Origin of the sequence: Solwaraspora sp. WMMD791, assembly GCF_029581195.1 — a bacterium.
GTDB lineage: Bacteria > Actinomycetota > Actinomycetes > Mycobacteriales > Micromonosporaceae > Micromonospora_E.
On sequence record NZ_CP120737.1, the window covers coordinates 4,944,530 to 4,959,432 of the forward strand.

10 protein-coding genes are annotated in these 14,903 nt (G+C 69.6%); 6 read left to right on the forward strand and 4 right to left on the reverse strand.

The features are described 5' to 3' along the window. Positions 1-88: 88 nt before the first annotated feature. Complete coding sequence (locus O7623_RS22055) at positions 89-1,417, forward strand: NYN domain-containing protein (RefSeq protein WP_282224915.1); 1,329 nt, start codon at positions 89-91, stop codon at positions 1,415-1,417. A gap of 62 nt (positions 1,418-1,479) precedes the next feature. Here the strand turns inward: O7623_RS22055 and O7623_RS22060 are convergent, their stop codons facing one another. After that, entirely contained in the window at positions 1,480-1,794 is a 315-nt protein-coding gene (locus tag O7623_RS22060; protein WP_282224916.1) for an amphi-Trp domain-containing protein, read from the reverse strand. A gap of 200 nt (positions 1,795-1,994) precedes the next feature. Here O7623_RS22060 and O7623_RS22065 point away from each other — a divergent pair, with 200 nt between their 5' ends. Continuing rightward, entirely contained in the window at positions 1,995-2,951 is a 957-nt protein-coding gene (locus O7623_RS22065) for a serine/threonine-protein kinase (protein ID WP_282224917.1), read from the forward strand. A 156-nt stretch (positions 2,952-3,107) separates the two neighbouring features. Here the strand turns inward: O7623_RS22065 and O7623_RS22070 are convergent, their stop codons facing one another. Next, on the reverse strand, positions 3,108-4,535 hold the full coding sequence (locus O7623_RS22070) for a non-reducing end alpha-L-arabinofuranosidase family hydrolase (protein WP_282224918.1): 1,428 nt from the start codon (positions 4,533-4,535) through the stop codon (positions 3,108-3,110). A gap of 294 nt (positions 4,536-4,829) precedes the next feature. Here O7623_RS22070 and O7623_RS22075 point away from each other — a divergent pair, with 294 nt between their 5' ends. Together O7623_RS22075 and O7623_RS22080 are read left to right on the forward strand one after the other, a co-directional pair. After that, positions 4,830-5,204, forward strand: coding sequence for an SCP2 sterol-binding domain-containing protein (locus O7623_RS22075; protein WP_282224919.1), 375 nt, complete (start codon positions 4,830-4,832; stop codon positions 5,202-5,204). Next, positions 5,201-7,240: a glycogen debranching N-terminal domain-containing protein gene (locus tag O7623_RS22080; protein WP_282224920.1), complete on the forward strand. Its 2,040-nt coding sequence runs from the start codon at positions 5,201-5,203 to the stop codon at positions 7,238-7,240. Before O7623_RS22075 ends, O7623_RS22080 begins: the two co-directional genes overlap by 4 nt. A 52-nt stretch (positions 7,241-7,292) precedes the next feature. On the opposite strand, the gene O7623_RS22085 is transcribed toward O7623_RS22080, so the two are convergent. Then, on the reverse strand, positions 7,293-9,410 hold the full coding sequence (locus O7623_RS22085) for a cellulase family glycosylhydrolase (protein ID WP_282224921.1): 2,118 nt from the start codon (positions 9,408-9,410) through the stop codon (positions 7,293-7,295). A 388-nt stretch (positions 9,411-9,798) separates the two neighbouring features. On the opposite strand from O7623_RS22085, the gene O7623_RS22090 reads away from it, so the two are divergent. Continuing rightward, positions 9,799-10,785 (forward strand): LacI family DNA-binding transcriptional regulator, encoded by a 987-nt coding sequence (locus tag O7623_RS22090; protein WP_282224922.1) that lies wholly within the window; start codon positions 9,799-9,801, stop codon positions 10,783-10,785. A gap of 298 nt (positions 10,786-11,083) precedes the next feature. Next, positions 11,084-12,970 (forward strand): Ig-like domain repeat protein, encoded by a 1,887-nt coding sequence (locus O7623_RS22095; RefSeq protein ID WP_282224923.1) that lies wholly within the window; start codon positions 11,084-11,086, stop codon positions 12,968-12,970. A gap of 88 nt (positions 12,971-13,058) precedes the next feature. Here O7623_RS22095 and O7623_RS22100 read toward each other — a convergent pair whose 3' ends face one another. Further along, the gene (locus O7623_RS22100) at positions 13,059-14,873 is read right to left on the reverse strand and encodes a carbohydrate-binding domain-containing protein (protein ID WP_282224924.1); all 1,815 of its coding nucleotides are present in this window, start codon (positions 14,871-14,873) and stop codon (positions 13,059-13,061) included. Positions 14,874-14,903 lie beyond the last annotated feature (30 nt).

Here is a 14,903-nt window from a genome sequence, read left to right on the forward strand (position 1 = left end):
GTCAGCCGGCCGGCGCGCCGGTCGACCCAGGGCCCACCTGTCATCGATGAATGACGATGAAGTGTCACCGGCTTGGTACGTTCTACCTGTGGATCATGTGCGGGTCGCGCTCTACCTTGATTTCGACAACGTGTTCATCGGCCTGTTCAAACTGGATCCGGCGGTGGCGATCCAGTTCGCCAGCAACCCGGGCGACTGGTTGGCCCGGCTGCTGTCGTTGCCCGCACCGGGCGGCTCCCGGCGGTGGCTGATCCTGCGCTGCTACCTCAACCCGGCCGGTTGGGTGGCGCACCGAAACGCGGCAGGCGAGCAGGAACGGGTGTACTTCTCCCGGTTCCGGCCGTCGTTCGTCCGGGCCGGCTTCGACGTGATCGACTGCCCCCGGTACAACGCGACGAAGAACGGTGCCGACATCCGGATCGTCATCGACGCGATCGACGCCCTGACCGCAGACACCCCGTACGAGGAGTTCGTCATCGCCTCGGGCGACTCCGACATGACGCCGCTGCTGCAGCGGCTGCGCCGGTCCGACCGGCGGACCATGATCGTGTCCCCGGCCGACGCGGCCGACGCCTTCGTCTCGATCGCCGACCGAGTGCTCGACAGCGAGCAGCTGCTCGCCCTGGTCCAGGGCGAGCCGGTCACCCTCGACGGCGACATCCGCGAACCGGACGGCGACGACCGGGACGCGGACGCGGCCGACCCCGGTGCCGTCCCCCGCCGGGACACCGGCCCGAGCGCGGACGACGACGTCCGATCGGCGGCGTACGCCACGCTGCGGACGATCGTCACCACCGAGTACGACGCCACCGCGACCCCGATCAACATGGCGTCGCTCGCCCAGCGGCTACGCGGCGAGCTGGGTCAGGTGATCACCGAGAGCAACTGGTTCGGGTTCGGCAGCTTCGCCCGGGCGGTGGAGAGCCTGCGGCTGCCGAACCTGCGGATGTCGCAGCACCTGATCTGGGACGACGACCGGCACCAGGCACCGGAGCAGGGGACCGTCACCGGTCACGGGGGTGTCCTGCCCGAACCGGTGGAACGCCTGGCCGAGCTGCTCAACCTGCCCCGGATTCCGCAGGACTGGTGGCCGCCGATCTACCAGACACTGGCCGACTACGCCGCCTCGCACCAGTTCAACCTGACCCAGTGCACCAGCTGGTCCCGGGACCAGCTGCACGACCAGGGGGTCCCGGTCAGCCGGGGGGCCGTCGCGTTCGTCGTGCGCGGCACCTCGTACGGCGGCCGGCCGCTGCACGGGCAACCGCCGCCGTCGGCCGACCAGATCGGCGCGGCCTTCGTGGCCAACGTACTGAACCGGGCGGACGCCGCCGGGATCGCCTTCGACGAAGGGGAGAGCGGGCAGGTCCGCGACTGGCTGGGCGCCGCCCGCCCCGGCCCGGCCGACCCGGACTGAGGCTGCCGGCCGGTACGGCCCGCGCGGGCCGTACCGGCCAGCTCGCGAACCGGTACGTCGGGTCAGTCCCCGGCCGGGTCCTCGTTCCCCGACGAGGACTCGGCCGGCGCTGGCGCCTCGTCAGCGCCCGCAGCCTCGACCGGCTTCGGCGCCTCAACCGGCTTCGGGTTCACCCAGGAGAACTCGATCTCGATGGCGAACTCGTCCGGCCCTTCCTGCTCGATCTCCAGCTCGCAGCGGACCTGGTCCGCGACGCTGATGGTGCCGCCAGCGCCGTAGAAGACCTGACCGCTGGCGTCGAGCTGGCTCGCCAGCTGTCGCAACCAGGCGGCCAGGTCGGCCCGGGAAACGGTCCGGGCGTCCTCGTAGATGTCCATCCGGCCATCTTGTCATTCCACCCCGGACCGTCCGATGCCGACCTACGCCGTGGACGACCCCCCCGCCGTCCGACGCGGCACGCCGCCCGCACCGCTCCGGTTCACGTTTCCGCTGCTGGACGTCCGGGTAGACAGCGACGGACGGGGAGATCGGCGGCAGACGTCGTCGGTTCGGGACGAGGCAGCGGTGGGAAGCGGTCATGCGTACGCTGGGCGGCCGGTACCGGCTCGACATCCGCATCGGTGTGGGCGGGATGTCCGAGGTGTGGCACGCCCACGACGAGGTGCTGGACCGTCCGGTGGCGGTGAAACTGATCGCCCCGCACCTGGTCGACGACGTTCGGCTGGAACGGGTGCGCTGGGAGGCGCGGGCCGCCGCCCGGCTGGCCCACCCCAACGTCGCCAGCGTGCACGACTTCGGCGCTACGGTCACCGCCGACGGTCGGCCTGAGCCATACATCGTGATGGAGCTGGTGCGGGGCCGCACCCTGTCGGAACATCTCGCCGCCGGGCCGCTGGACTGGCGGATCGCGGTCCGGGTCTGCGCCGAGGTCAGCGCCGCGCTGGCCGCCGCCCACGCGCACGACATCGTTCACCGCGACATCAAACCGGCCAACGTGGTGCTCACCGCAGCCGGGGCGAAGGTCCTCGACTTCGGGATCGCGGCGGCGGTCGGTGGTGTCGACGCCGACCCGGACGGCAGCCTGCCGGGGACGCCGGCCTTCGTCGCGCCGGAGCGTTGGGACGGTGGGGTGGCCACCGCGGCGAGCGACAGCTACGCCACCGGGGTGCTGCTCTACCTCTGCCTGGCCGGTCGGTTGCCCTGGTCGATGGAGCCCGGCCGGCGGCGACCGCCCCGGCACGTCGCGCCGGAGCCGCTGCCGGCGATCGACGGGCTGCCGGTCGAGGTCGCGCAGGTGTGCCGACTGTCGTTGTCCCGGAATCCGGCGGCCCGGCCGAGCAGTGTGGCCGCCGCCCTGCTGCTGGCCGAATCGGTGGACGCTCAGGTCTACGTGCCGATCGCCGACCTGGCGGTGCCCCGACACCGGCCGGTTCCGGCCCAGCGCACTGGGGCGCGGCCGGCGGTGCCGCGCTGGGACGAGCGGGCCGCGCAGGCGCCGACCGACGTCGCCGACGGCGACGCGTGGGCGGTGTGACGCGTGGGCGGTGTGACACGGGCGGCGGGCCCGACTGTCAGTCGGGCCCGCCGCGCCGGTTGATCGCATCCGTTGACCCACGGTGATAGCGCGAACACGGATCCCGTTTCAGTAGCGCCGGGAAACGTCAGGGCATCCGGAGAATCAGTGGTGTCGTCAGCGTTGCAGGGTCAGGACACCCGGCCGGTACGGCAGCAGTCCGTAGTCGCCGCCGGAGTTGGGGGAGCGTCCCTGGTAGAGGAACTGGAGGTTGCAGGGGTCGATGGTCATGGTCTGGTCGGCGTTGGTGCGGATGAGTTCGCCGTGGCTGATGTCGTTGGTCCAGGTGGCGCCGCTGTTGGCCTTTCCGGCGAAGGGGTTGGATTCGGTGGTGGCGTTCGGGGTCCAGGTGCCGCCGAGGTTGGTGGCGGTGAAGGAGCGGAAGTAGCGGCCCTGGGAGCCGATGGCTTCGACGATCATGAGGTAGCGCTGTTGGCCCTGGAGTTTGTAGACCTGGACGCCTTCGAAGAGGTTGTTGGTGGTGTCGGTCATGATGGTGGTGTAGTTGGAGCCGAAGCTGCCGGGGAAGTTGCCGATGGGCATGCTGGCGCGGTAGATGCGGCCGTTGTCGCCGGCGAAGAAGAGGTACATGTTCTGGTCGTCGCCGATGAGTGCCTGGTCGATGGGTCCGGTGCCGGAGTTGGAGATGCTGCCGGTGAACAGGGTCTGGTGGGCCGACCAGCTGTTGACGTTCGTCGGGTCGGTCGACGTCCGGTAGGAGAAGGCGGGGCCGCCCCACTGGTAGGCCAGGACCCAGACGTTGCGGGGGGCGAAGTAGAACAGGCTGGGTGCGACGGCGGAGAACGGCATCCGGTTCTGGCTGGCCGAGCCCATCTGGTTCCAGTTCGAGAAGAGGCCGAAGTTCATCGAGCCCCACGAGGTGCCGAAGTCGTGGGTGGTGGCGTAGACGAGGTGCTGGCCGTTGTACGGGGCGTGGGTGAAGTCCTTGAGTGACACCCAACCCGAGGCGGGTTGCGCCAGCGCGCCGGTGGACGACCAGCGGTACGTCGACGGCAGGTTGCAGGTCGTCGGGGGCGGCGTGGTGGGTGGTGCGGTCGTCGGCGGTGCCGTGGTGGGCGGTGCGGTCGTCGGGGGCGCCGTGGTGGGCGGTGCCGTGGTCGGGGCAGTGCCGCCGGTGCAGGTGACGCCGTTGAGAGCGAAACTGGTCGGCACCGGGTTGCTGCCGTTCCAGGATCCGTTGAAGCCGAAGGCGGCCGTACCGTTGGTCGCGATCGAACCGTTGTAGCTGACGTTGCGTGCGGTGACCGCGGACCCGCTCTGGGTCAGGGTCGTGTTCCACGCCTGCGTCACCGTCTGGCCGGCACCGAACGACCACGTCAACGTCCAACTGGTCACTGGATCGCCCAGGTTCGTGATCGTCACGTTGGCGCCGAATCCGCCCGGCCACTGCGACGAAATGGCATAGTTCACCGAGCAGCCTGCCGCTGCGGCGCCGGCGGGCGCGGCCACGACGATGGCCGCCGACACCAGCAGCGCGGCACCGGCCGATGCCAGGCCGACATTGGTTGCTCTGGATCTGATCATCAATCATCCTCCGGACGCGGTGGCGACCGTTGCATTGGCGACGGCCGCTGTGAAGTGAGCGTTAACATTGGTATCGGGTATGTTACGGGAGCGCTCCCAGTGGCTCAAGACACAATCGGCGTACGTCGATCGAATCTGTCGTGGTGCACGGAGCTGGCACCTCGATCCGCCCGGCCGCACTCCGGCCGCGCTTCCGGATGAGCCCCGACCGGGTGACGTCGGCTGACTGACCGGGCGGCCGCGCCGAGGGCTGCACATACTGCCAGGTGCTGGCGACGACCCGGGGGTGACCAGATGTCGGTGGCGCAGGACTTCTTCGCTGCGGTCGACGCGGACCCTGCCCCCCGGGTGCCGCCCGGACTCAACGGCACGCTGCGGTTCGACGTCCGCGACGGTGCCGACACCGAACAGTGGCTGCTCCGGTTCCAGGACGGGCGGGTCGCCGCAGCGCCGTCGGCGGCGCCTGCCGACTGCGTGGTGGTCGTCGACCGCTACCTGTTCGACCGGATCCTGCAGGGGGCGGAGAGCATCGAACCGGCCTTCGTCCGGCATGCCTTCACCGTCGAAGGGCTGCTTCCGCTGCTGCTGTCGTTCCGGTGGCTGCTGCCTGACGCGGCCGGAGCGCGACGGCCCCGGGACCTGGCGTCGGGCTGGGCCAGAGCCCGATGAAACGCCTCGCCTACACCAGCATCTTCGACGGCAACCTGTTCATGCTCAGTGACGCCAACGGCGACATCCTGCCCTCGGCCGAGCTACCGACCGGGCTGTTCAACGACGACATGCGGTACCTGTCGCGGTGGAACCTCACCGTCGACGGTCAGCAGCTGCACGCGCTCTCCGTCGACGATCTGCAGTACTTCGAGTCCCGGTTCTTTCTCGTTCCGGGCGAGCCCACGCACTACGTCGACGCGAACCTCACCATCATCCGCCAGCGGTCGGTCAGCGGCGGGGTCTTCCTGGAGCACCTGACGGTGCTGAACCACCAGAACGTCCCGGTAGAGATCGCGATCCGCCTCGACATCGGCACCGACTTCGCGGACATCACCGAGCTCGGCGACGTCCGGAAGCTGGGCAAGATCCATACCGAGGTCGAGGACGGGACCCTCCGGCTGATCTACCGTCGGGAACGCATGCGCCGGGAGGCGGTCGTCTCCAGCAGCACGGCCGGCGTCGTGGACACGCACGGAATGACCTTCACCGTACGGATCGCGGCGCACGGTGCCTGGGAGACCACCGTCAAGGCGGTGTTCTGGACGAGAAGCACCGAGGGCCGGGACATCCGGGAAGCAGCGTCGGTCTACGACGCTCCCGGTGTGGTGGAACTGGGCCAGGTGCTCGACGAATGGCTGGCGTCCGCGCCCATCCTCACCTGTGACTCGGCGGCGCTGGCGCAGGCGTACCGGCGCAGTCTGATCGACCTGGAGGCGCTGCGGTTCATCGGCAACGCTCGCGGTGAACTGGTTCCGGCCGCCGGACTGCCCTGGCTGATGAACCTGTTCGGTCGGGACAGCATCATCACCTGCCTGCAGGCACTTCCGTTCACCCCGCAGATCGTCCCGGGCGTCCTGCACGCGCTCGCCGACCTGCAGGGGACCCGGTTCAACGACTTCGGCGAGGAGGAGCCGGGCAAGATCCTGCAGGAGTTCCGCTACAGCGAGCGGGCCGGCTTCGAGGACATCGCGGCCTGCCCGTACTACGGCGGAGCCGACACCACCCCGCTGTTCGTCGTGCTGCTCGACGAGTACCACCGGTGGACCGGCGACGACGAATCCGCCCGGGAGATGGAGTTCCATGCCCGGCGGGCACTCGACTGGATCGACGCATACGGCGACCTCATGGGCGACGGCTTCCTGTGGTACGCCCGGCGCAACGAACGACTGGGCCGGCCGAACCAGTGCTGGAAGGACTCGGCCGACGGCGTCTCCTACCGCGACGGCCGACTCCCGACCGGTCCCCGCGCGACCTGCGAACTGCAGGGCTACGCCTACGACGCCAAACGACGCGGGGCCCGGCTCGCCCGCGACGTGTGGGGCGACCCCGATCTGGCCGAGCGCCTGGAGCGGTCCGCCGACGCGCTGCGGCGGCGGTTCAACGACGAGTTCTGGATCGCCGAGCGGGGGTACTTCGCGCTCGGGATGGACGCCGACGGCGGACTGATCGACGCCTGCGCGTCGAACATGGGCCACCTGCTGTGGAGCGGGATCGTCGAGGAGGACAAGGCCGGCCAGGTGGTCGGCCACCTGATGGGGCCACGGCTCTTCTCCGGCTGGGGCATCCGCTCGCTGGCCGAGGGCGAGGGTCGGTACAGCCCGGTGGGATACCACAACGGGTCGGTGTGGCCGTTCGACAACTCGTTGATCGCGCTGGGCATGCGCCGGTACGGATTCGACGACGAGTCGGCCTGCCTGGCCGGTGCGATGATCGACGCCGCCAGCTTCTTCGAGGGCCGGCTGCCGGGTTCGTTCGCCGGCTACGACCGGAGCCTGACCAAGTATCCGGTGCAGTACCCCGCGGCGTGCAGTCCACAGTCGTGGTCGGCGGGTGCGGTGCTGATGCTGCTGCGTACCCTGCTCGGACTGCAACCGAAGGGCGACCGGCTGATCGTGCGTCCGCACCTGCCCGCCGGCATCGGTCGGATCGAGCTGCTGGACATCCCCGGCCGGTGGGGGCTGATCGACGCCTTCGGCCTCGGCCACGACGGCTGACCGGCGGGGTCCGGGGCGGTGCGGGCCCGCACCGCCCCGGACCCCGCGACTGTCAGGCCGGGCTGCCGGTGACCGTGGCGCCGGACTTCGTCAGCTGGTAGGCGATCTGCGTACCGCTCCAGAAATGGAAGGTGAGGGTGACCGTGCCGTCGGCGACCTCGGCGAAGAACTCCGGGGTGAGGAAGATGGTGTTCGCGCCGTAGTCGGGTCGGAAGCTGGACCAGAATTCCTTGTACGGGGTCCAGTTGGCCGGCCCGGCGGGACTGCCGTCGGCGTACGTGGCCGTCATCGTCGCGAGCTGGTCACCCCGGAACTGGGTGGGCACGGTCAGCCCGCTCGTGGTCCCGGTCGCTGCGGCCTGGACCGGTGGGTCGTAGCTGATGATGCTGATCTGCCAGGGCACCCCCTGGGAGAAGCGGGCTTCGATGGTGGCGTTGACACCGGTGGCCCGGTTGCCGGCCAACCGCGTCATGGCCGCCTGGGTCAGGGTGAGCGTGCTGCCGGAGACGGTGTAGTCCGTGCCGTTGGCCAGCCGGGTACTGCCCTGCCAGAGACCCCGCAACGACGTGCCGTTGAGGTTGAGGGTGAGCGACCTGCTGGTGACGCCGCCGGTCCGGGGCACGTAGATCTGGTCCGACGAGGCGGTGGCCGAGCGGGTGGTGAGGCTTGCCTTCATCATCTCGTAGATGCCCTGGTCGCGCCAGCGCAGCTCCGGCCGGTGCAGGAACGAGCCGGCGTCCCACAGCATCGTGGTGAGTTGCCGGGTACGCGCGTGGTGGCCGACGGCTTCGAAGAACTTGAGCAGTTCGCCCCGTTGGATGATCCCGGGACGGGTGTAGTCGTAGCTGAGCAGTGCCCATTCACCGATGATCACCGGGATGTCGCGGGACACGAAGGTGTCGTAGGCGCGGCCGAAGGTGTCGACGATGTCCTGCTCGACGTTGCTGTCGAAGTGCGTACCGCCGGCGATGTTGACGCTGAACGGCCACCAGCCGTAGAAGTGGATGGTGGCGACCAGGTACGGGTCGTCGAGTGCGTCGAAGGTGTTCAGCAGCGCGTCCATCCGGGCCTGCTCACCACTGGTGTGCAGGGTGGGCAGGACCAGCAGCCGGGTGCTGTTGTTCCCGCCGGAGCGGCGGACCAGCTCGACGAACTCCCGGTTGAGTTCGTCGAGTACCTGGTCGCTCTCGGCGTCACCGGACGTGCCGGTGAACTGCGGCTCGTTGATGCTCTCGAAGACGAGTTTCGCCGAGTGGTTGCGGAACGTGGTGGCGATCTGACTCCACAGCGCGGTGTACCGGGCCAGCACGGCCGTGCGGTCGGTGGGGTAGGTGTTGATCCACTGCCAGGAGTCGTGGTGCAGGTTGATCATCACGTAGAAACCCTCGGCCAGTGACCAGTCCACGACCTCCCGGACCCGGTTCAACCAGGTCGGGTCGAGGGTGTAGTCCGGTGCCGGGCCGTGATGGTTGCTCCAGGTGACCGGAATCCGGATGCTGTTGTATCCCTGGGACCGCAGGTGGTGCAGCATCTCCCGGGTGGTGAGCGGATTGCCCCAGGAGGTCTCGTCCGGGATGGCGTCGAAGGTGTTGCCGAGGTTCCAGCCGGGCTGCATCGCCGCCACCATCGCCATCCGGTCGCCCGGCGGCGGAGGCGTGGGTGAGACCGATGGCGACACCGACGGCGAGACCGACGGCGACACGGAAGGGGAGACGCTGGCGGTCGGGCTCACCGTGGGGCCGACGGCGCCGGTGCAGGTGACCCCGTTGAGCGCGAACGACGTCGGGGCGGTGTTGACCCCCGACCAGGATCCGTTGAATCCGAAGTTGACCGTCGCGTTGGTGCCGATGCTGCCGTTGTAGCTCATGTTCGTCGCGGTGACCTGGGCACCGGACGTGGCGACGGTGGCGTTCCAGGCCTGGGTGACCCGCTGGCCGGAGGGGAACGACCAGGTCAGGTTCCAGCCGCTGACCGGGTCGCCGAGGTTGGTCACGTCGACGTTGGCGGTGAAACCACCCGGCCATTGGGCAGCTACGGTGTAGGCCACCCGGCAGCCGGTGGCCGCCTGGGCGCTGGGCGCTGCCAGGCCGGCGGCCAGCAGCAGTGCGGCCATCCCGCCGGCGACCGTACCGATCCGCCAGCGCGTCGTGCGTGTCTTTCGCGAACTCATGGGCAACTCCTCGCCGTCGTGGCGCGTGTCGTCGACCAGCCGTCCGGCCGGGATGCGCCGCGCGGCCACGCGGGAACGGCGGGTGCCGGTGCGTGCCGGAGGCGCAGGTGGACGGTTGGCGGGGATGCGTGGACGCTGCCCGGGGCGTCCGCGTCGAGCTGTCGTGCTCCGCGTGGATACTTTCTGGCTCCCAGCCTGGAAAGTTTCTCGGTCGGATGCTATGACTTTCCATGATGGTCGTCAATGTGGTGTGCTGCGGACGGCGGCTATCCTTGCGGCCAGCAACGAGATCGCGGCGGCGGAAGGGGGGGCGGACCGGTTGACGCGTGCCGATCCGAGCGAGCCGGCCGTCGACCTGGCGTCACGTCGTGGTGATCCGTCGAGGCCGGTGACGATCGCCGCGATCGCCGAGTCGGCCGGGGTGTCGGTGCCGACCGTCTCGAAGGTCATCAACGGCCGGTCCGGGGTGGCCGCGCAGACCAGGGCCCGGGTCGAGGCGGCGATCAACCAGTACGGCTACCGTCGGCCGTCGCCAACCACCCGGACCAACCTGATGGAGCTCGTCTTCGACGAGATCGAGGACATGTGGGGGCTGCAGATCATCCGGGGCGTCGAGCGGGTGGCCCGACAACACGGCGTCGGCGTGGTCCTGACCGAGTTCGGGCCGGACCGCAACGCTATCCGGTACTGGATCGACGACACCCTCGCCCGCCGACCGGACTGCCTGGTGACGGTGGCCCAGTTGGACGCCGAGCAGCATCGTCAGTTGCGGGCGCGGGGTATCCCGTTCGTCGTCTTCGACCCCACCGTGGAGCTGCCCGACGACGTACCGTTCGTCGGCGCGACGAACTGGGCCGGCGGCCGGGCCGCAGCCCGCCACCTGATCGGGCTGGGCCACCGGCGGATGGCGATGATCGCCGCCGACGAACGGATTCTGTGCTGCGGAGCCAGGCTGGACGGCTACCGCTCCGGCTGCGAGGCCGCCGGTCTGACCCTCGAATCCGAGCTTGTCCGGCGCACCGGACTGACCCGCGAGGGTGGCGAGTCGGCCGCGCTGGAACTGCTGAGCCGCGCCGACCGTCCCACGGCGATCTTCGCGGCCAACGACCTGCAGGCGCTCGGGGTCTACCAGGCAGCCCGGCGGCTGGGGCTGCGGATCCCGGCGGACGTGAGCGTGGTGGGCTTCGACGACCTGCCGATCGCCGCCCTGGTCGAACCCGCGATGACCACGGTCCGTCAGCCGCTCGTCGAGATGGCGGTCTTCGCCACCGAGTTGGCGCTGTCGCTGAGTCGCGGCGAGCCGACGCCGCAGGTCGGGGTGGAGCTGGCCACGACCCTGACGGTCCGGCAGAGCACCGCACCGCCGTCGGTCTGAGCAACGGGGCGCGCCGGCCCGGGACCAGCGACGGGTGCCGACTCGGACCAGGGGACGCCCTGCGATGAAACCTGGCCGTAACACTCTTGACATCGAACGTCGTGCCCCGCCAGACTATCGATGCTAATTCGATTTAGCGTTTCCTGCGAATCCAACGGATTCGGGGACGGGGGCGACCTCCTCGCCGCAGGGCGGAGGTGTCCACGTGGGCCCCGGAGGAGGGCCGAGATCTTCCATCCGATTCAGACAGAACGATTCCCAGAGGCCACGAACAGTGGCTGCAGAGGAGTGCTCCCAGATGAGGAAGTCGACAGGAAGACACCGGATCAGGCGGGTGGTCTCGCTGCTCGCGGCGGTGTCACTCGGCGCAGGTGGCGCGATCGTCACCGCGCCGGCCGCCCTCGCCGGCCGGCACCGGACCGCGGAGGGCGCGACCGTCGTCGCCGACCGCGGCTCACCGACCGGCTACACCGTCAGGTTCGTCTACCGCAACCCCAACGCCACCCAGGTCCGTCTCGCCGGGGACCTGACCCTGCTCGACGTCGACACCGGCGCCACCCGGTACCAGCCGGAAGAGTGGCAGCCGGGCCGGTACCACGCTGGCGGAACCGAGTTCCTCAGGGACATGACCAGGGACTCGAAGGGCTACTGGTCGGTCTCGGTCCCACTGCACGCCGGCGGTCTCAGCTACTGGTACCGCGTCTGGGACCCCACCCAGGGCTGGGAGAACAAGCGGATCTGGGATCCGGCGTCGACGAACCCCCGACCCCCGGGCGATTCCTCGTTCCGGGTCCGCAACAACGACGTACTCGACACCGTGTACGTGCCGTACTCCCGGAAGCAGCACGATCCGGTGCTCAAGGAGCGGGCGGAGTACGAACTACCGGTGGCCGACCGGAAACAGCGGGGCACCGTCCAGTACGTCCCGTACACCACGATCCTCGGCGACGATGGCCACTACCTGGGGGTCTACCTGCCGGCCGGCTACGACCCCGACCGTCCCCAGCCGTACAAGGTGGCGTACCTCGCCCACGGCATCTTCGGCGACGAGACCGACTTCATGGTGCCGGCAAACGTACCGAACATCCTGGACAACATGACGGCCAACGGCGAGATCGAACCGACGGTCGTCGTCACCATGGGCAACCACTTCACCGGTACGGGACTCAACTTCGCCTCGTACAACCAGACCAACGCCGCCAACAACCTGGTGCAGACGATCCTGCCGCTCATCGAGACCAGGTACAACGTCTCGACCGAGCGCGACGGACGTGCCTACGCCGGCTTCTCCTACGGCGGGATGACCGGTGCCCACGTCATCAGGGGCTACCCGACGACGTTCGCGTTCTACGGCCACTTCTCCGGTAACCCGTCCCTGACGACGCAGGACTACGACGCCGTGGCGGCTGCGGTCGGCGACGACGACCTGTTCGTGTTCCTCGGCAACGGTGTCTTCGAGGGCAGTCTCGCCGCCCACGAAACCATCGCGAACAACTTCCGGACCCGGGGGTACACCGCCGAGACGACCCAGGTCCCCGGCGCGCACGACGGGATGACGGCGAGCCAGCTGTTCACCATCTTCGCCCGCGACCACCTGTGGTCGGGCGTGGACACCGTTTCGGTGACGCCAGCGTCCGCGACGCTGACGAAGGGCTGGAGCTGGGCCAGGCAGTTCGCCGCCCAGGTGACCACGAACGACGGGGTCAGCGACGCGGTGAACTGGTCGGTGACGGGAGCGGCGTCGGCGGGAACGACCATCTCCGCCGACGGTCTGCTCTCGGTGGCCGCCGACGAGACCGCGCCGTCGGTCACCGTCACCGCGACCTCGGTGGTCGATCCGACCAAGTCCAGCTCGGCGACGGTCACCCTGGTGGACCCGGGTACGGCACGCGTCAAGGTCACGGCGAAAGTCACCCCGGCCTCGGTCGAGCAGGGCCGTACGGTGACCCTGCGCGTCGACGTACGGGCGCAGTCGCGGCACAAGAAGCCACCGACGGTGACCGGCGAGATCGCCGTCACCATCGGCGGTGTCACCGAGGCGGTGGCGTTGGCCGACGGTAGGGCGGTGATGAAGCTGCCGACCGCCGATCTGTCGCCAGGGGTGTACCCGGTCCACGTCGCCTACTCCGGTGACCGGTCCTACGCACCGACCTCAGCGGTTCATCGGCACCTGCGGATCCGGTAGCCGAACGCCAGCGGAGCCCGGCACCAGTTCGGGTGCCGGGCTCCACCGATGCCTGCCACGTCCACCAGCGGTGGCGGACGCCAGCGGGTCAGGTCGCGGTGCAGGTCAGGGCCGGGGTGGCGTTACTGCCGTTCCAGGTACCGAGAAAACCGAAGGTGGTGCTGGCCCCGGCACCGAGCGCGCCGTTGAACGAGACGTTGGTCGCCGTCACCGCCGAACCACTGGCGTTGATCGTCGCGTTCCAGGACTGGCTGATCGTCTGGCCGTTGGCGAAGGTCCAGGTGACCCGCCAACCGTTGATCGCCGACGAGCCGGCGGTGACCCGTACGTCGCCCTGGAAGCCGCCCTGCCACTGGCCGACGACGGAGTAGGTCGCCGTACAGCCGCCACCACCCGGTGGTGGGGTCGTCGGGTTCGGCGGCGGGGTCGTCGGGTTCGGCGGCGGCGGGGTCGGCGTGGGCTGCGGCGGCGGGGGCCAGCCGGGGCCGGGCGGCCAGCCGACCAGGCCGCCACGGTACTGCCCGGCGGTGACGGTCATCAGCCGGGTGGCTCCCGCGATGCTGCCACCGGTGGTGGCCATGCCGGCGATCGTCGAGCCGGTCAGGCTGCCACCCAGATAGACCTCGTAGGTCTGGCCGTGCTGAATCCGGTTGGAGGAGAACACCACCTCCCGGAAGTTCTTGGGCGACCGGTACGAGGCGAGCACCTGGCCGCCGGAGACCAGGTGGAGCAGGGTGTTGGCCGGCTGACTGCTGGACAGCTGCGGAGCGACCCAGCCCTGACCCGACGTCGGCGGCAAACTCAGCACCGCCAGCGCGGTCGACCCGGCACCGAGCATCGTGCCGCCGGTGAAGTGGACCGCGCCGTTGGAGTCGATCGCACCCTCACCGGGGCTGCCACTGCTCGGGCCGCTGACCACGACGGTGCCGCCGGCGAAGGTCACCGTACCGTTGGAGTCGACGCCGTCGATGCTGGAGCTGACGATGGTGGTCCCGCCGGTGAACCGGACGAACGCGTTCGGCGCCACGTCGAAGTCGCCGTATCCGTCCTCGACGGCGTTGATCGCGTCGTCGCGGGCGGTGACGTTGACCGTGCCGCCGCTGATGGTGACCTGCCGGCTCTCGATCGCCTCGTAGGAGTTGGTGACGGTGACGGTGCCGCCGGAGATGTCGACGGTGTTCTCTCCCTTGATGGCGTCGTCGCCGGCGTCGACCCGTACGGTGCCGTTGGTGATGGTGAGCCGGCCCCGGTCGGCCTCGGTGTCGTCGGATTTGATGCCGTCGCCGCCGGCGGTGACGTCGAGGTTGCCGCCGGTGACGTCGAGGAAGTCCTTGCCCCGGATGCCGTCGTCGACCGCGTCGACGGTGATCGTGCCCGAGTCGATGACCAGCCCGTCCTTGCTGGTGATGCCGTCGTAGGCGTTGCCGCGCACGGTCAGTGCCCCGGAACCGGTGATCCGTAGGTCGGCGCGGCTGAACAGCGCGGCGTTCGGTTCGTCGGTGCTCGGATCCGGATAGACGTAGGTGGCCGCGTCGGTGAGCCGGCTGGTGGTGCCGGCGGCGAGCGTGATCACCGCCTCGTCGGCGTCGGTGACCTGTAGCGGCGCGTTGCTGGAGTTGGTGATGACGGCACCGTTGAGGATCAGGTTGACGATGCCTGAGGCGGAGGTGTCGACGTTCAGGTAGCCGTCGTTGAGGGTGCCGGTGATCTCGTAGGTACCCGGGGCGGTGATCGTCACGGCCCGTCCGGCGATGGTGACGTTGGCACTCGGACTGGTGGCGCTGGCGCCGGTCAGCGTGATCGGGACGGTCGCCTGCGCGACGGCTGGTGCCTGCAGCGGGCCGGCGATCAGGGCGATCGCGAGCCCGGCGGGCAGGACCGCTCTCAGCGGGATGCGTCTCATGGTCTGTCCTGACTCGGTGGATGGGACGGG